The sequence below is a fragment of the Exiguobacterium sp. OS-77 genome (assembly GCF_000414195.2).
GTDB lineage: Bacteria > Bacillota > Bacilli > Exiguobacteriales > Exiguobacteriaceae > Exiguobacterium_A > Exiguobacterium_A indicum.
In genome coordinates this window covers 2,251,557-2,265,948 of the sequence record NZ_DF239008.1, presented here as the reverse complement: position 1 = coordinate 2,265,948, position 14,392 = coordinate 2,251,557, and the positions used below count along the sequence as shown (strand labels likewise).

Annotated in this window: 16 protein-coding genes; 14 read left to right on the top strand and 2 right to left on the bottom strand. The window is 45.6% G+C overall.

The window, feature by feature from the left end; translation table 11 throughout:
* Positions 1–40 precede the first annotated feature (40 nt).
* From EXG77_RS11715 to EXG77_RS11665, 11 genes are all read left to right on the top strand, one after another.
* On the top strand, positions 41–763 hold the full coding sequence (locus tag EXG77_RS11715; RefSeq protein ID WP_035398333.1) for a DUF4912 domain-containing protein: 723 nt from the start codon (positions 41–43) through the stop codon (positions 761–763).
* 32 nt (positions 764–795) lie between these two features.
* A complete protein-coding gene (locus EXG77_RS11710) occupies positions 796–2,979 on the top strand; it encodes a 1,4-alpha-glucan branching protein domain-containing protein (RefSeq protein ID WP_035398332.1) in 2,184 nt (727 codons plus the stop codon).
* Between the two features lie 104 nt (positions 2,980–3,083).
* Positions 3,084–3,233 carry a 50S ribosomal protein L33 gene (gene rpmG, locus EXG77_RS11705; protein ID WP_012369771.1) on the top strand — a complete coding sequence of 50 codons (150 nt, stop codon included), beginning with the start codon at positions 3,084–3,086 and terminating at the stop codon, positions 3,231–3,233.
* A 57-nt stretch (positions 3,234–3,290) separates the two neighbouring features.
* Positions 3,291–3,836 (top strand): 5-formyltetrahydrofolate cyclo-ligase, encoded by a 546-nt coding sequence (locus EXG77_RS11700; protein ID WP_035398329.1) that lies wholly within the window; start codon positions 3,291–3,293, stop codon positions 3,834–3,836.
* Positions 3,830–4,609 (top strand): DUF92 domain-containing protein, encoded by a 780-nt coding sequence (locus tag EXG77_RS11695; protein ID WP_035398327.1) that lies wholly within the window; start codon positions 3,830–3,832, stop codon positions 4,607–4,609. Before EXG77_RS11700 ends, EXG77_RS11695 begins: the two co-directional genes overlap by 7 nt.
* Before the next feature lie 165 nt (positions 4,610–4,774).
* Positions 4,775–5,731: an L-lactate dehydrogenase gene (locus EXG77_RS11690; RefSeq protein ID WP_029341069.1), complete on the top strand. Its 957-nt coding sequence runs from the start codon at positions 4,775–4,777 to the stop codon at positions 5,729–5,731.
* A 255-nt stretch (positions 5,732–5,986) separates the two neighbouring features.
* Positions 5,987–6,496 (top strand): GNAT family N-acetyltransferase, encoded by a 510-nt coding sequence (locus EXG77_RS11685; protein WP_023467548.1) that lies wholly within the window; start codon positions 5,987–5,989, stop codon positions 6,494–6,496.
* Positions 6,497–6,655: 159 nt separating this feature from the next.
* Complete coding sequence (locus EXG77_RS11680) at positions 6,656–7,693, top strand: M42 family metallopeptidase (RefSeq protein WP_029341070.1); 1,038 nt, start codon at positions 6,656–6,658, stop codon at positions 7,691–7,693.
* Positions 7,677–7,880 carry a YqgQ family protein gene (locus EXG77_RS11675; protein ID WP_023467550.1) on the top strand — a complete coding sequence of 68 codons (204 nt, stop codon included), beginning with the start codon at positions 7,677–7,679 and terminating at the stop codon, positions 7,878–7,880. The genes EXG77_RS11680 and EXG77_RS11675 overlap by 17 nt, the downstream gene beginning before the upstream one ends.
* 83 nt (positions 7,881–7,963) lie before the next feature.
* Positions 7,964–8,914, top strand: coding sequence for an ROK family glucokinase (locus EXG77_RS11670; RefSeq protein WP_035398324.1), 951 nt, complete (start codon positions 7,964–7,966; stop codon positions 8,912–8,914).
* A gap of 216 nt (positions 8,915–9,130) precedes the next feature.
* On the top strand, positions 9,131–11,056 hold the full coding sequence (locus EXG77_RS11665) for an LTA synthase family protein (RefSeq protein ID WP_035398323.1): 1,926 nt from the start codon (positions 9,131–9,133) through the stop codon (positions 11,054–11,056).
* Positions 11,057–11,605: 549 nt separating this feature from the next.
* Here EXG77_RS11665 and EXG77_RS11660 read toward each other — a convergent pair.
* Complete coding sequence (locus tag EXG77_RS11660; RefSeq protein WP_023467553.1) at positions 11,606–11,785, bottom strand: DUF2759 domain-containing protein; 180 nt, start codon at positions 11,783–11,785, stop codon at positions 11,606–11,608.
* 168 nt (positions 11,786–11,953) lie between these two features.
* Between EXG77_RS11660 and EXG77_RS11655 the strand changes: the two genes are divergently transcribed.
* Positions 11,954–12,571, top strand: a complete 618-nt coding sequence (locus tag EXG77_RS11655) for an MBL fold metallo-hydrolase (RefSeq protein WP_023467554.1) — start codon at positions 11,954–11,956, stop codon at positions 12,569–12,571.
* Between the two features lie 42 nt (positions 12,572–12,613).
* Here the strand turns inward: EXG77_RS11655 and EXG77_RS11650 are convergent, their stop codons facing one another.
* On the bottom strand, positions 12,614–12,877 hold the full coding sequence (locus tag EXG77_RS11650) for a DUF2626 family protein (RefSeq protein ID WP_023467555.1): 264 nt from the start codon (positions 12,875–12,877) through the stop codon (positions 12,614–12,616).
* 224 nt (positions 12,878–13,101) lie between these two features.
* Here EXG77_RS11650 and EXG77_RS11645 point away from each other — a divergent pair, with 224 nt between their 5' ends.
* Positions 13,102–13,488: a Spx/MgsR family RNA polymerase-binding regulatory protein gene (locus EXG77_RS11645; RefSeq protein WP_023467556.1), complete on the top strand. Its 387-nt coding sequence runs from the start codon at positions 13,102–13,104 to the stop codon at positions 13,486–13,488.
* Positions 13,489–13,549: 61 nt separating this feature from the next.
* Positions 13,550–14,392 carry an ATPase, T2SS/T4P/T4SS family gene (locus EXG77_RS11640; RefSeq protein ID WP_035398321.1) on the top strand — a complete coding sequence of 281 codons (843 nt, stop codon included), beginning with the start codon at positions 13,550–13,552 and terminating at the stop codon, positions 14,390–14,392.

Sequence of the window (14,392 nt, the reverse complement as noted above, 5' to 3'; positions counted from 1 at the left end):
AATAGGAAAGAAGTGAATAATGACAGAGAGGTGATTGGGAATGCTTGAGCAAATCATTAAATTGAAAGAACAAGGGCTGACAACAAAACAAATCGCAGCTCAATTGGATACGACTGAAGGAAAAATCAAATATGCGTGGACTAAATATCGTAAATCGTTAACAGAACAACCTTTAGTAGCGCCGAAAGTAGAATCAAAAACGGTCAAGCAGACAAAAAAGTCGACTGCACCTGTATTAGACGTCGTACCGTCTGTGCAAGTGGTACCTTCGCTAGAACGTGACGCGTTTGGAATGGCGACACATTACGAGGATGACATCCTCCACGCCATCGTTCAGTCACCGACAGCGTTATACGTCTACTGGGAATTGTCTGAACTGTCGAAACAGTTGCTAGAGACGCACTATCACACGACGTTTGATTCGTTCCGTAAAGAATTACGCATTATTGATGTCACGCTTGTTGAATATGAACAAGGACAGGCAAATCGGACGTATCAATTCGAGCTACCAGAAATGACGAATGCTTGGTTCGTTCGACCAGTCGCCCCGAATACTACATACATCATTGAATGGGGCATTCAAACGATCGACGGGGACTTTGTTCCAGTACTGCGTTCAAAACCAGTCGAAACGCCACGTGACGAGCCGGTTACGGACGGACGGTTCGCGGAAGTCGTGCATCATTGGCAATACGGAGAGGTCGAACAACCGGAATGGGTCGAAGTATTACGTCCTTACTCCTATTTCGATCGCGTCCGATAATGGAATTAGAGAGAGGGAAAGGAAGAGAAGCTATGCGAAAAGGATATTTTTCACTCGTCTTACATGCACATTTACCATATATCCGTCATGAAGAGGCGCATCGTCTAGAAGAACGGTGGATGTATGAAGCGATTTCAGAAACCTACATCCCATTATTGTGGGAGGTCGATCGCTTGTCACGTCCGCTCGGCTGGACGGTCAGCATTTCACCACCCGTCATCGAGATGCTTGCCGACCCATTGATTCAAGAGCGGTATATCGAGCATATCGAGGATACGTTACGTTTGATTCGCCAGGAAATAGAGCGAGAGCTTGCTCAAAAGGAACGAGATGCGCTTCTATTCTATCAAGACCGCTATCAAGATTTATTGAATACGTTCCTTCACTGGGAAAAAGATTTGAACCGCGCATTCCGTCATTACAAGGAGCAAGGTTATCTCGATTTGATTACGTGTACGGCGACGCACGGATTCAGTCCGCACATGTTGTCTGAACAAGCGGCACGTTCTGAAATTCAGACGGGATTGAACTGTTTCGAACGTCATTACGGATTCCGTCCATCTGGTCTTTGGATGCCAGAGTGTGCGTATACGCCCGGACTTGATCGTATTTTGTATGAAGAGGGCATTCGTTATACATTCGTTGACGAACATTCAATCTTAAACGCGGATCCGTCACCGAAACACGGAATCGGAGCACCTGTCTATTCGCCGCACGGTGTGGCACTGTTCCCGCGTGATCAAATCATTTCCGGCAAGATTTGGAGCTCTGTCATCGGATACCCGGGTCATCCGGATTACCGCGAGTTTTATCGTGACCTTGCGTACGATCGAGAGTGGGATCAAATCGCTGAGTTCATGCACCCGGAAGGCTTACGTTATGATACAGGATTGAAATTGCATCGTGTAACAGGAGAAACGGATCAAAAAGACTATTACGTTCGTGATTGGGCATGGCAACGGACAAGTGAGCACGCAGCAGACTTCGCACAAGCACTTGGTGAACATTTAGATGCGCATCAAGGACAAGACTTCCCACCGTTCCTTGTCACAGCACCATTTGATGCCGAATTATTCGGTCACTGGTGGTTTGAAGGTCCCGACTTCCTCGGTAAAGCGATGGAACGTTTAGAAGACCAAGGAATTGAGTCGATTTCACCGGCGATCTTCCTCGAACGTCACTTCCAAGACATCGACACGGCCCACGTCGCGATGGGAACATGGGGACGAAAAGGCTACGCGGAAGTCTGGATCAATGAACGGAATGACTGGATGATTCGTCATCTCCATCAGCTTGAGAAGAGACTAGCAGGAATCGTAGCTCGAAATCGTCATCAAGATGCATTGACTGTCAAAGCGAAGCGTCAACTCATTCGAGAATACCTCCTCGCTGTCTCGAGCGACTGGCCGTTCATCCTTGATGGACAGACGACAGCGCAGTATGCTGCGAATCGTTTCCGGGAGCACATCCTACGTTTTGAAGAAACTGAGCGTCGCCTGGATGCGGAGGAGCTGACGGTGGAATGGTTGGATGATCGATATCGCGAATATCCTTTCCTTCAAGATTCAGATATTGAACCGGATGTCTTCTTGACGGCACATGATTACTACGTGGCAGTGAAACGTGAAAAATCTTGGAATACAGACGCCATCTTATTGTTTGTCCGACAATATGATGCGTCAGACCGGCCAGCTTCGGAGCTCGCTCGACGGCTTGCTGCTGCTGGTGAGAACGTCTATGTCGTCACGGAACATCTGGAAGCGTATCGATTTGAAGAAGGTGTTCACGTTTACGGAGTGCAAGTGACAGGTCTACCGCTCGTTCAGACCTATAACCAACTGGCGGCACTAAATTTAGCCTTCTTACGCCAAGCGCAAGCTTTGAGTAAGATCGTTGATTTCGCAGTCATCCACAACTTCAACATGGAGACCGCATCAGCTGCCCAAGCTATCGCGAAGATCAAAGAGTTGCCACTCGTCAGTAACGTCTACGATGTCGAAAGTGAGCGTTCTCCTGATCGTTCAGGTGGTCTGGTCGTTGCCTTAAAACGACTTGAAGGAGATGCGTTGCGCCAATCAGCGGTTGTTTATCTAGAACGAGAAGAGTCACGTCACGGGGTGGAGCAAGAGTATCACGTCGAAAAGAAGCCACTGCGTTTTGAAGAGAACCTTGAAAAACCATATCAACACGTGACGAATCCGAAAAAGAACGGATGAACAGTTGCAATTCCTTTCCTTTCTTGGTACGATACTTGAGTATGCTTAACCTTATGTAAAGCAAAATCACTTGATACATCGAGAGCTAGATAGGAGGGAATCCCATGCGCGTTAAAATCACATTAGCTTGCACTGAAACTGGTGACCGTACTTATATCACTAAAAAGAACAAGCGTAACAACCCAGAGCGTCTTGAGTTGAAGAAATACAACCCACGTCTCCGTAAGCACACACTTCACCGTGAAGTGAAATAATTGAGATGGAAGCCGTCACTTCGTGTGATGGCTTTTTTTGTGGAAAGGAAGACATTCATGAATAAACAAGAAGTACGCCGTCTGATCAAAGAACGACTCGATATGATGGAGAACCGTGCGGAGAAGGAACGGTTGATTCACGAACATGTATTATTATTACCTGAATGGCAACAAGCGACTTGTGTCGCGATCACATTAGCTTTTCGAAATGAATGTGATACAAGAATGCTGATTGAACAGGCGTGGCAAGAGGGCAAGACGGTCTTGATACCAAAAGTAGTCGGAGACGAGATGATCTTTTATGAACATGGACCAGAAGATCAACTGCAAGCAAATCAGATGGGGATTGCTGAACCGACCGCTTCAGCACGTCGCGCTTCACTTGCTCAAGCAGAGCTTTGCCTTGTTCCGGGTCGTGCCTATCGACGGGACGGATATCGGTTAGGATGGGGGGGAGGTTATTACGATCGTGCACTCGTGACCTATGCAGGATGTAAAGTATCGATTGCCTTTTCTGAACAACTTCTTTCAGATTTTGAAGTGGAAGCCTTTGATATCCCAGTTGATCTGATCGTCACTGACTTAGAGGTCATCCGATGCTAAGCGCGACCATTTTGTTTTGTCTATTGCTTGCTTGGACCGGACGATCTTTTCGTTTATTGACGACAAGTGGTGCGATCATGACCCTGCTCGTCGGTAGTGGTGTCTCATTCGGATTCGGTTGGCAAGGATTAGTAGTACTCTTACTCTTCTTTGGTAGCTCGAGTCTGTTATCGAAGGTCGGACGATCTAGAAAACAATCGGTCGACTCCATCGTTGAGAAAGACGGCGCGCGTGACGGATGGCAAGTCCTTGCGAATGGAGGGGTAGCGTTCGTTGCTGCCTTAGCGTATGCCATGACGATGGATTTTGCGTATCTCTTGTTGTTTCTATTCGTCATCGCAGCATCGAATGCTGATACGTGGGCATCCGAAATCGGACCGCTCTCAAGACGTGATCCATGGTCGCTCAAAACGTTACGACGGGTACCAGCAGGAACAAGTGGAGCGATGTCGCTGATTGGAACGGTCGGTACGATCGCAGGAGCTGCGTTCATCGCGATAGCAGCGCATTGGATATTTTCTCTTTCTTTAAGAGACGTCTTACTCGTAACAAGTATCGGTGTACTCGGGAGCCTGCTGGATACACTATTTGGAGCAGTAGGGCAACGCGTTTACCGATGTACAGTTTGTGGGGAATACACAGAAAAGCGAAAGCACCATGGGCAACCGACAGCTTATGTTTCAGGTATTCGATTTTTAGGGAATGATGCTGTCAATGTCTTAACGAGTGGTTTGGCAAGTGGAATCGGGTTTATCATCGTTCGATTCTGGTAACTGGAAAGTATATGAGTATGTAATTCCTTATGTTAGGATATCAATGACACAAAATGGACAAATGTGATTAATTTCACATGATACAAATAATGTGAAAGATGTTACAATTTATTTGTGAGATAGTTAACAAACTCTTAGGACGAATGAAAGGGTGGACATAACGATATGGAATTACATGCGAAAGTGACACGGGTAGCCCTCATTGGAGCTGGTGCAGTCGGCTCAAGCTTTGCCTATCAGATGTCAACAGCTGGGCTTTGTGAAGAACTTGTCATCATTGATGTCAACAAAGCCAAAGCAGAGGGCGAGGCAATGGACTTAAACCATGGAACACCATTTAGCTCTTCACCGATGCGAATATGGGCTGGCGACTACGCGGACTGCCGCGAAGCGGAAGTCGTCGTCATCACTGCAGGCGCTCCACAAAAACCAGGTGAGACAAGACTCGATCTCGTTGCAAAGAATGCGTTGATCATGAAAGAAATGATTCGTCAAATCATGGATTCCGGTTTTGATGGTATCATCGTCGTGGCTTCTAATCCGGTTGATATCATGGCGCATCTTGCCTGGAAATATTCTGGTCTTCCGAAATCCCGCGTATTTGGATCAGGAACGGTGCTTGATACAGCGCGCCTGCGTCAAATGCTCGGAGAATACTTTCACATTGATTCCCGAAATGCCCATGCCTATATTCTTGGCGAACATGGTGATACGGAATTCGCTGCCTGGAGTAACAGCCGCATTTATGGAAAAACGATTGATGAACTACTTGCTGAAGACGATCGTTATTCTCAAGCAGATCTTGATCAAATCTACATCAACGTCCGAGATGCTGCTTATCATATTATCGAGCGCAAAGGGGCAACCTATTATGCGATTGGGCTTGGGCTCGTTCGTATCGTTCGTGCCATCCTCGGAAATGAGAACTGTCTGTTGACGGTCGGTGCGCATGTCGATGGTCAGTATGGCATTTCCGGTATCCACATTGGAGTTCCCGCCATCATCAATCGTCAAGGTGTGCGTGAAATCATTGAAGTCTCATTGACGGATGAAGAGTTGAAGAAATTCCATCATTCTGCTGATGTATTGCGTCAGACGCTTGAACCCGTCTTACAAGGATAATCGTACGAATCATGATGAAGGTGTTACGAAATAAAGTAGCAAAAAACTCAAGTGTCGGACCTGCTTCATATTGTCCACACTTGAGTTTTTTTGATGTGGAGAACAAACACGTTAATAATTACATCTATTCGTCCGGTAGTAAAAAGAGAAAAATCTAGGTTTTATTTTACTAGAAAAGGGTTAAGTAAGAGATAGAAGCGTTTTTACGTCATTTTTTGTACGTCATGATACCCAAAAAGGAGAGAACCGACAGTCATGTATACTTTTCGAAAACTAACTAAAGAGGATGCAGAACAATACTGGAATCTACGCCTTGAGGGATTAAAAAATCATCCAGATGCATTCGGTCATTCGTTTGATGATGAACAGCAAACCCCGCTCCGCGAAGTACAAGAAGGACTTGAGGGAGAACCCGACTCCGATGAGGTTTGGCTTGGTATGTTCGACGGTGATACATTGTTTGGGTTTGGTCAGGTCAAACCATATGAATTGTCACGTGAATCGCATAAAGCGATGATTTCCGGAGTATACGTATCACCTGAATATCGTGGGGGTACTGGTCGCGCTCTGATGGAAGCCTTAATCGAGGAAGCGAAGAAGTTACCGGACGTCGAGCAAGTCATTCTTGCCGTTTTATCAGGGAACGAAGCCGCACAAAATCTTTATGAGTCGCTCGGTTTTGAAGTATATGCCGAAGATCCAGATTCCGTAAAATTAGAAGACGGCACATATCGTGATGATATTTGGATGAAGAAGTACGTCTAAGTTATTGAGATGGTGTGGAAAGAAGCTGTAGCAAAAAAGCGCTACAGCTTTTTCGCATGGTATCCGTAGGATATCAGTATCGGCAAAGAATGAATATTTGTTATCATGAGAACAAAGCGGATGTCACGTCGTAGTCCGATTGAAAGGGAGCGAATGAACATGAAAGAAGTCATACGTACGATTGAAGAGCTTGTCTCGATTCCGAGTCCGACAGGTTCGACAAAAGAAGCTATTACATATGTAGAAAAGCGATTGGTAGCAGAAGGGATCACGTATCGAAAGCTTGAAAAAGGAGCGATTTTAGCGACACTACCTGGTGCTTCAACACGCACGCGGTTACTGACGGCACACGTCGACACACTAGGAGCGATGGTGAAAGAAATTTTACCAACAGGACGACTTCGTTTATCACAACTGGGGGGATATGCTTGGACAGCGATCGAAGGTGAGAACTGTCTCATTCACAAGATGGACGGTCAAACGATTTCAGGTACGATCGTGTTCCACCATTCGAGTGTTCATACGTCGCGCGAGACGAACAAAACGGAACGATCCGCTGATAATATCGAAGTACGGCTCGATATCCGTTCGACGACAGCAGAAGAGACGCGCGTCGCGGGGATTGAAGTGGGAGACATCGTAACGTTTGATCCGCGATTCCTCTATACGGAAACAGGATTCGTGAAGTCGCGCCATCTCGATGATAAAGCATCTGTTGCTTTGTTGCTTGAATTGATCAAGGAATGGAAAACAATCGAACTACCACACACGGTCCAGATCCTGATTTCAAATTACGAAGAAGTCGGATTCGGTGGAAATGCTGGATTCACGGAAGAAGTCGCAGAATACATCGCGGTCGACATGGGAGCACTAGGAGAGGGGCAACACTCCGATGAATTCACAGTCTCCATTTGTGCCAAAGATGGTTCTGGTCCGTATGACTTAGCTTTACGCCACCAGTTAACACGCTTAGCACAACGTAATAGCATTCCATATAAAGTTGATATCTATCCGTTCTATAGCTCGGATGCCTCGGCAGCAGTAAGTGCGGGCCACGACGTCCGGCACGGATTGTTCGGTCCGGGAATCGAATCTAGTCATTCGTACGAACGTACGCATGAGACGTCGTTACAAGCGACATATGATTTGCTACATGCCTATGTAAAGGAGCCGATGGTCGATGAAGACACTGTATGACGTACAGCAGTTACTCAAGACATACGGGACATTCATCTATCTTGGGGATCGAGCGTCCGATATCGCGATGATGATGCTTGAACTCGATGAATTACAAGAAGCGGGCGTTTTGGAACAACGTCAGTACGATTCAGCGAAACTAATCTTACGACATGAATTAAAGCGTTCACAATCCGATAACATTTAAGATTGTGCAACCCTTTGCGCAAATGGGTTATGTCCGGTAAAATGATGAAGCAGACATTATATGAGTATAGGGGAGACGAAGCAATGAAATGGTTACTCGGCATTGATATCGGCGGAACGACAGTCAAGATGGCAATTTTGGATTTGCAAGGGATCATCGTAGAAAAGTGGGAAATCGAGACGGTCGTTTTGAATGATGGCGTACAAATTCCTGGAGATATTGCAAAATCTTTCTTTGAGAAGTGTCAAGAGAGCAATAAACGACCAGAAGATTTCGTCGGAGCGGGCATCGGTGCGCCGGGATTCATTGATTTTAATACAGGTGTCGTTGAGAAAGCAGTCAATATCGGTTGGAATAACTTTGAACTGATCGGTGAATTCGAACGTTTGACGGGTTTACCGGCTGTGCTTGAAAATGATGCGAACGCAGCGGCAATCGGTGAGATGTGGAAAGGTGCCGGTAGTGGGGCAACAGAACTCCTTGCTGTCACACTCGGTACGGGCGTCGGTGGTGGTCTGATCACGAACGGACAAATCGTGCATGGTACAGTCGGAATGGCTGGAGAAATCGGTCATATCACGATGTTGCCTGAAGGTGGCGTTCTATGTGGATGTGGTCGCAAAGGATGTCTTGAGACGATTGCGTCAGCAACAGGGATCGCCCGTCTTGGTCTTGAGAAGCGTAAAGAGAAGGAAACGTTACTCAACGACATCAAGGCAGTGACGGCGAAAGACGTATTCGAAGCGTATGAGAAAGGAGACCGGATCGCAACGGAAGTCGTAGAAGAAGTGACGTTCCACCTCGGTCTTGCCATCTCCAACTTAGCGAACAGTATTAACCCGGAAATCATCGTCATCGGTGGTGGTGTGTCAAAAGCAGGAGAGACATTGCTTGCACCACTGCGTAAACAGTTCGAACGCTTCGCTTTACCACGTGTTTTCGGATCGACGACGTTCAAGATTGCCGAACTTGGAAACGATGCCGGAGTCATCGGCTGTGCATGGCTTGCGAAGCAGATGTTTCTCAAAAAATGATAATATTCAATTTCAGTAGAAGGTTCGCTTCGGCGAATCTTTTTTTTGTTTACAAACGTACAGTAATTATGTGATTGTTAAGTATCTTCCGGATTCCAGTTGCATTTTTGTAAAACTAAGCGTAAAATTTTCACGTGATATGGGTATATGTAAATTATGATGTAAGTTGTGTGAACTGAAAGCAGAAAGCACATGTAAATTAGGAGGCAGGTTTTTATGCAGCAAGACGCAAACATCTGGTCGCGAATGCGCCTAAAGATGGGTCAAGGCGTTCGCAGCACCTATAAAGAGCACAAGCTCTTTTGGATTGCGACCTTATTGATTTGGTTAAAAACGTATTTAGCGTATACACTTTTCTTCAACGTTCCCGTAACAAACTCTGCGCAAGCATTCATTCTACTAATTAACCCAATTAGTTCAGCGCTCTTCATGTTCGGGTTCAGCTTCTTCTTCCGAGGAAATGTTCAAAAATGGTTCATCTACGGCACACTGTTCGTCGCGACACTCATTTTATATGCGGACATCATTTTCTTCCGCTTCTTTAATGACTATCTGACGTTGCCGGTATTGTTCCAAACATCGAATGCGGAAACTGTTTCTGCATCGCTCGGGTCACTTTTGAATTGGTCCGATTTATTGATCGTCGGTGACTTGATCATCTTACCGTTCTTCTTACGGAAAATGGACATGTCAAAAAATGTTGCGTCACGTGGACGCGCGATTCTCGCATTCGTTGCAGCAGTTGTCGTTTTCCTTGGAAACTTGACGCTCGCTGAGACAGAACGTCCAGAATTGCTCACACGTGCCTTCGACCGAGAATTGCTCGTTAAAAACATCGGAACATTTAACTTCCATATGTATGATGCTCTCATTCAGTCTAAGACATCTGCGCAAAAAGCACTCGCGGACAGTTCTGAACTGTCGGAAGTTCAAAGTTTCATTGATTCAAAACATGCTGAACCGAACCCAGCTATGTTCGGAAAGTACAAAGGAAAGAACGTCATCGTCGTTTCCTTTGAGTCGGCACAATCCTTTGCAGTTGGATTAAAAGCACCAAACGGACAAGAGATTACACCGAACCTGAATAAGTTGATCAAGGAATCGCATTCATGGGATAACTTCTATCACAACACAGGACAAGGGAAAACGGCAGATGCTGAGTTCATTCTCGAAAACTCGATCTATCCACTTGGACGCGGTGCAGCATTCTTTACGAACGGAGAAAATGAATTCCGGGCAACTCCTGAAATGCTGAAAGAAGACGGCTATTATTCAGCTGTTTTCCATGCAAACAACAAATCGTTCTGGAACCGAGACATCGTCTACAATAGCTTTGGCGTCGATCGTTTCTTCTCAGAGACGGATTATGACCTAGGTGATCCAGCAGATTTGACGGAGTGGGGCTTGCTTGACGATAAATTCTTTGAACAGTCATTGCCGATGTTGAAAGATTTACCACGTCCGTTCTATTCGAAGTTCATCACATTGACGAACCACTATCCATTTGAGATGCCAAAACCAGAAGATGAACTCGTACCACCGCTTGAGACAAGTTCTACGACGTTGAACCATTATGTTCAGGCACTAGCGTATCAAGATATGGCACTCGGTAAATTCATCGAGGGTCTGAAAAAAGATGGTACGTGGGATGACACGATCTTCATGGTCTATGGCGACCACTATGGTATCTCGACGAACCACAATGCTGCGATGGCAGAGCTCATGAACAAAGATGAGTTGACACCGTATGATGTCGCGCAATTGCAACGTGTACCATTCGTGATCCATTTACCGGGTCAAACGAAAGGTGTTAAACATGAAGACGTCGCGAGCCAAATCGATATTAAACCGACATTGCTACATCTGTTAGGACAAGACTTCAAGAATGAAGTACTGTTCGGTACTGATCTCTTCTCGAAACAGCACAAGGATTATGCGCTGTTCCGCGATGGTTCCGTCATAACAGACAAAACGGTTTATACGCAGGAAACATGTTATGATCGTCAGACAGGTGAAGAGGTAAAAGATGGAGAGTTATCAGAGATGTGTAAACAATCTACGAAACAATCCGAGAAGGAGTTAGGACTTTCGGATAAAGTCATCTATGGTGACTTGCTCCGTTTCCTTCAAACTTCAAAATAAGATGAGGAAAACGAATCTACTTTCGAGTGGATTCGTTTTTTTGTAGAAAGGCAAATAAAAAGAGAGATGCGCGAGGCATCTCTCTTCAGATTTTAGACAAAAGGGCTGACATCAAAAAATGACGCATCTTTTCACGCCCTTTCCTTAGGCGAGACACACGCCCGTTTGTCTCTGACAGCGAAAAATTGCGCTTTTTCCTGTAAGAGTGGCGTGTAACGCGTCATTCTTTTGATACTCGGAAGAAGGATCAGAGAAGCGTTTTGTTCACTCGACATCGCTTCCTAGGGAATAACAAGCAAGAGCGACCCTGCAGCGAATTGAAGCGGCGCGATGCTTGTCTCAGGAAAACGATTCGAAACGAACAAAAAAGTGCAATCCTTCTCGTTAGAGAAAAATTGCACTTTGTCTTTAGTCTCAAGAGGCTGACTCAAAAAAAAGAATGACGCGTCATTCTTTTTATTACGAGATAAGGGAGGCAGATCATCAATCTGCCTCCCTTATCTTTGTAGATACTGACTTTTGAGTCAGCCTCTTTTTAGCGTATCTTGATTACGATGGAATACCGCCGTAAATCAATGTCGCAATCCCGAACCAGCCGAATAAGACGACAGTCAGACCTGCGAATACGAGTGGAAACATTTGGCGTTTCTTAAGTGAACGAACGACGGCCCAAACGCCGACGAGTGCGACGAAGAAGAAAAGCCAACCGATTGGTTGATCCAAATGCATGACGTACTCCCCCTTAAACAATCACGTTATGAATTTCACGAAGATTTCACTTAAATCTCACTTTTTAGTTTATCCGACTGGCGGGATAAAGTCGAGAGGGCGTTGCAGGAACTTTCGACAATTTCGTGTATAGTAGGAGAAGAGTCTATTGTAAAGGGGTTTTATAGAATGGAAATCGTAATGATCACTTCCGGTATGGCATCTGAGAATGGTTATTTGTTATTTAAAGATAAGGAATGTCTCGTCATTGATCCGGGTACAGAAGATATGCGGTTTTTCGATGAGATTGAAAGTCGGGGAGCAACATTAAAAGCGATTTTGTTGACGCATGCGCATTTTGACCACATTGGTGGTGTGGATATGTTACGACGCTTCACGGAAGCCCCTGTCTACGTGCATCCGGAAGAAGCAGGATGGCTCGGTAATCCAGAATGGAATGGTTCAGCAAAATTCGGAATGCCACCGATGCGGATGAAACCAGCGGATCATTTGTTGCAACCAGGACGATTGACGATCGGTAGCTTTTCGATGCATGTACTTGAGACGCCAGGACACTCACCAGGAAGTGTGACGTTCTACTTTAAAGGAGAACGGATCGCGTTCGGTGGAGATCTCCTGTTCCAGCAAGGCGTCGGACGAACGGATCTACACGGTGGGGATCAAGACGTATTGATGCGTTCACTGGATCGACTCATCGCGGAACTACCGGCAGATACGACGGTTTATCCAGGGCATGGTCCGAGTACGACGATTCGTCAAGAAATGAAATCGAATCCATTCCTCTGACTAAAAAAACTCGCCATCCAAAAGGATGACGAGTTTTTTTCATTACATCTGGAAGTTCGACCAGTACGTAAAGACGATGAAAAATACAGTTAAGTAAGCTCCAAAGATATAGACATACGTTTTTTCAGTTAAGCGCAAGTAACCGAGCGCTGCAAAAAAGACAGTTTGTGCTAAGAAGACGAAGCCCATGACTAAAAATGAATCCGTATGCTCACTTGAGCTTGCATCGCCACCCAATGCGCCGATAAATGCCATGACTGCGATGATACCAGTCCAGAAACCGAGTACGCGGTACATTCTCCCCATTCCTATAACCCCCTAAATCCGACAGATAGTCAATATACGTACTTATTTTACCAAGCAAACAATCATCCGTCCATCCTGTTCTAGTGATTGTTAAGGAATAACTGTGAACAAAAGATGAAGTTTCAAAAAAAGTTGTACAATAGTTGTACAAAAGGTGTACAAAGTCAAATTGACGTGCTATAGTAACTGTAATGAAACCCCACACTTTGAGAGGAGGAGCAAAAATGACGAATGAGTTAGTCTTTTTCACATACCCAAGCTGTACATCATGTCGTAAAACGAAATCATGGTTAAAAGAGGAACATGTTGATGTAGAGGAACGTCATCTGTTCAGAAATGCTCCAACAGTTGATGAACTCATGGAACTGTTGAAATTATCGACGGATGGGATTGAAAGTTTGCTCGCAACACGCAGTCAAGCCTTCAAGGATCTCGGCATTGATATTGAAGACATGAAACTCAGTGAGTTATTACGCCTCATGAGTGACAATCCGAAATTATTACGCCGCCCAATCATCACTGATGGAAAACAACTTGTTATCGGATACGATAAACCAGGTCTTGAGACATTGGCGAAGCGTAAACATCGGACAATCGCACACGTATCGTAAAGAAGCCGGTTTGGTCGGCTTCTTTTTTTTGTGTATTGTCTGCTTAAGGAGGTGAAGAGAAATGAAGGAATGGACGACACAACTCATGGAACGATTCGAATCACTTGGTGCAACAGACGTTCATTTCGTACCGAATGAAGCTTGCGTCCGGATCATTTGTCGAACGGGTGACGGTCTGTGTGAACAAGAAGAGGTGGAATTGACGCGTTATCGAACGCTTGTCAGTCATGTTCGCTATGAGGCGAACTTAAAGGAACAAAATGAGCGGATTCCGCAAAGTGGTTTATATCCGCACGGGAAAAAGGGCATGCGGGTCTCGTTGTTACCGAGTCGACAAGGAGATGCAATGTCGTGGCGATTTTATCGTTCGACGGTCTCTCAAGAAACGGCTTTACGAACGTTACACGATCAATTGGACTTCGCTTGGTTAGCTGAACAACGACACGGGTGTATCGTCATTTCTGGATCGACAGGCGCAGGAAAGACGACGATGTTATATTCCTTGATGAGTGCGATGGAAGAAAAACGAATCATCTCGATTGAAGATCCGGTGGAGTGTACGGTACCAAACGTCTTGCAACTGGAACTAAATGAAAAAGCAGGGTTCACTGCTACGCGATGTTTTGAAGAAATATTGCGAGCGGATCCGGATTGGATTGCTTTTGGTGAGGTGCGGACGAGAGAGGCAGCACGTTTGACGATGAATGCCGCACTTAGTGGTCACGTCGTGTTGTTTACGTTACACGCTGGAAGTATTGATGAGGCGCGATTGCGATTGCGCAGTTTAGGTATCGAAGAGTCAGAACTGGCTGTCTGTCAACGCATCATTCATCTCGAGCGAAAAGGAGAGGATGTCCGCTGTACCGTCAGAAACTTACAAGCCGCGATCAAAGTCGGTTCTTAA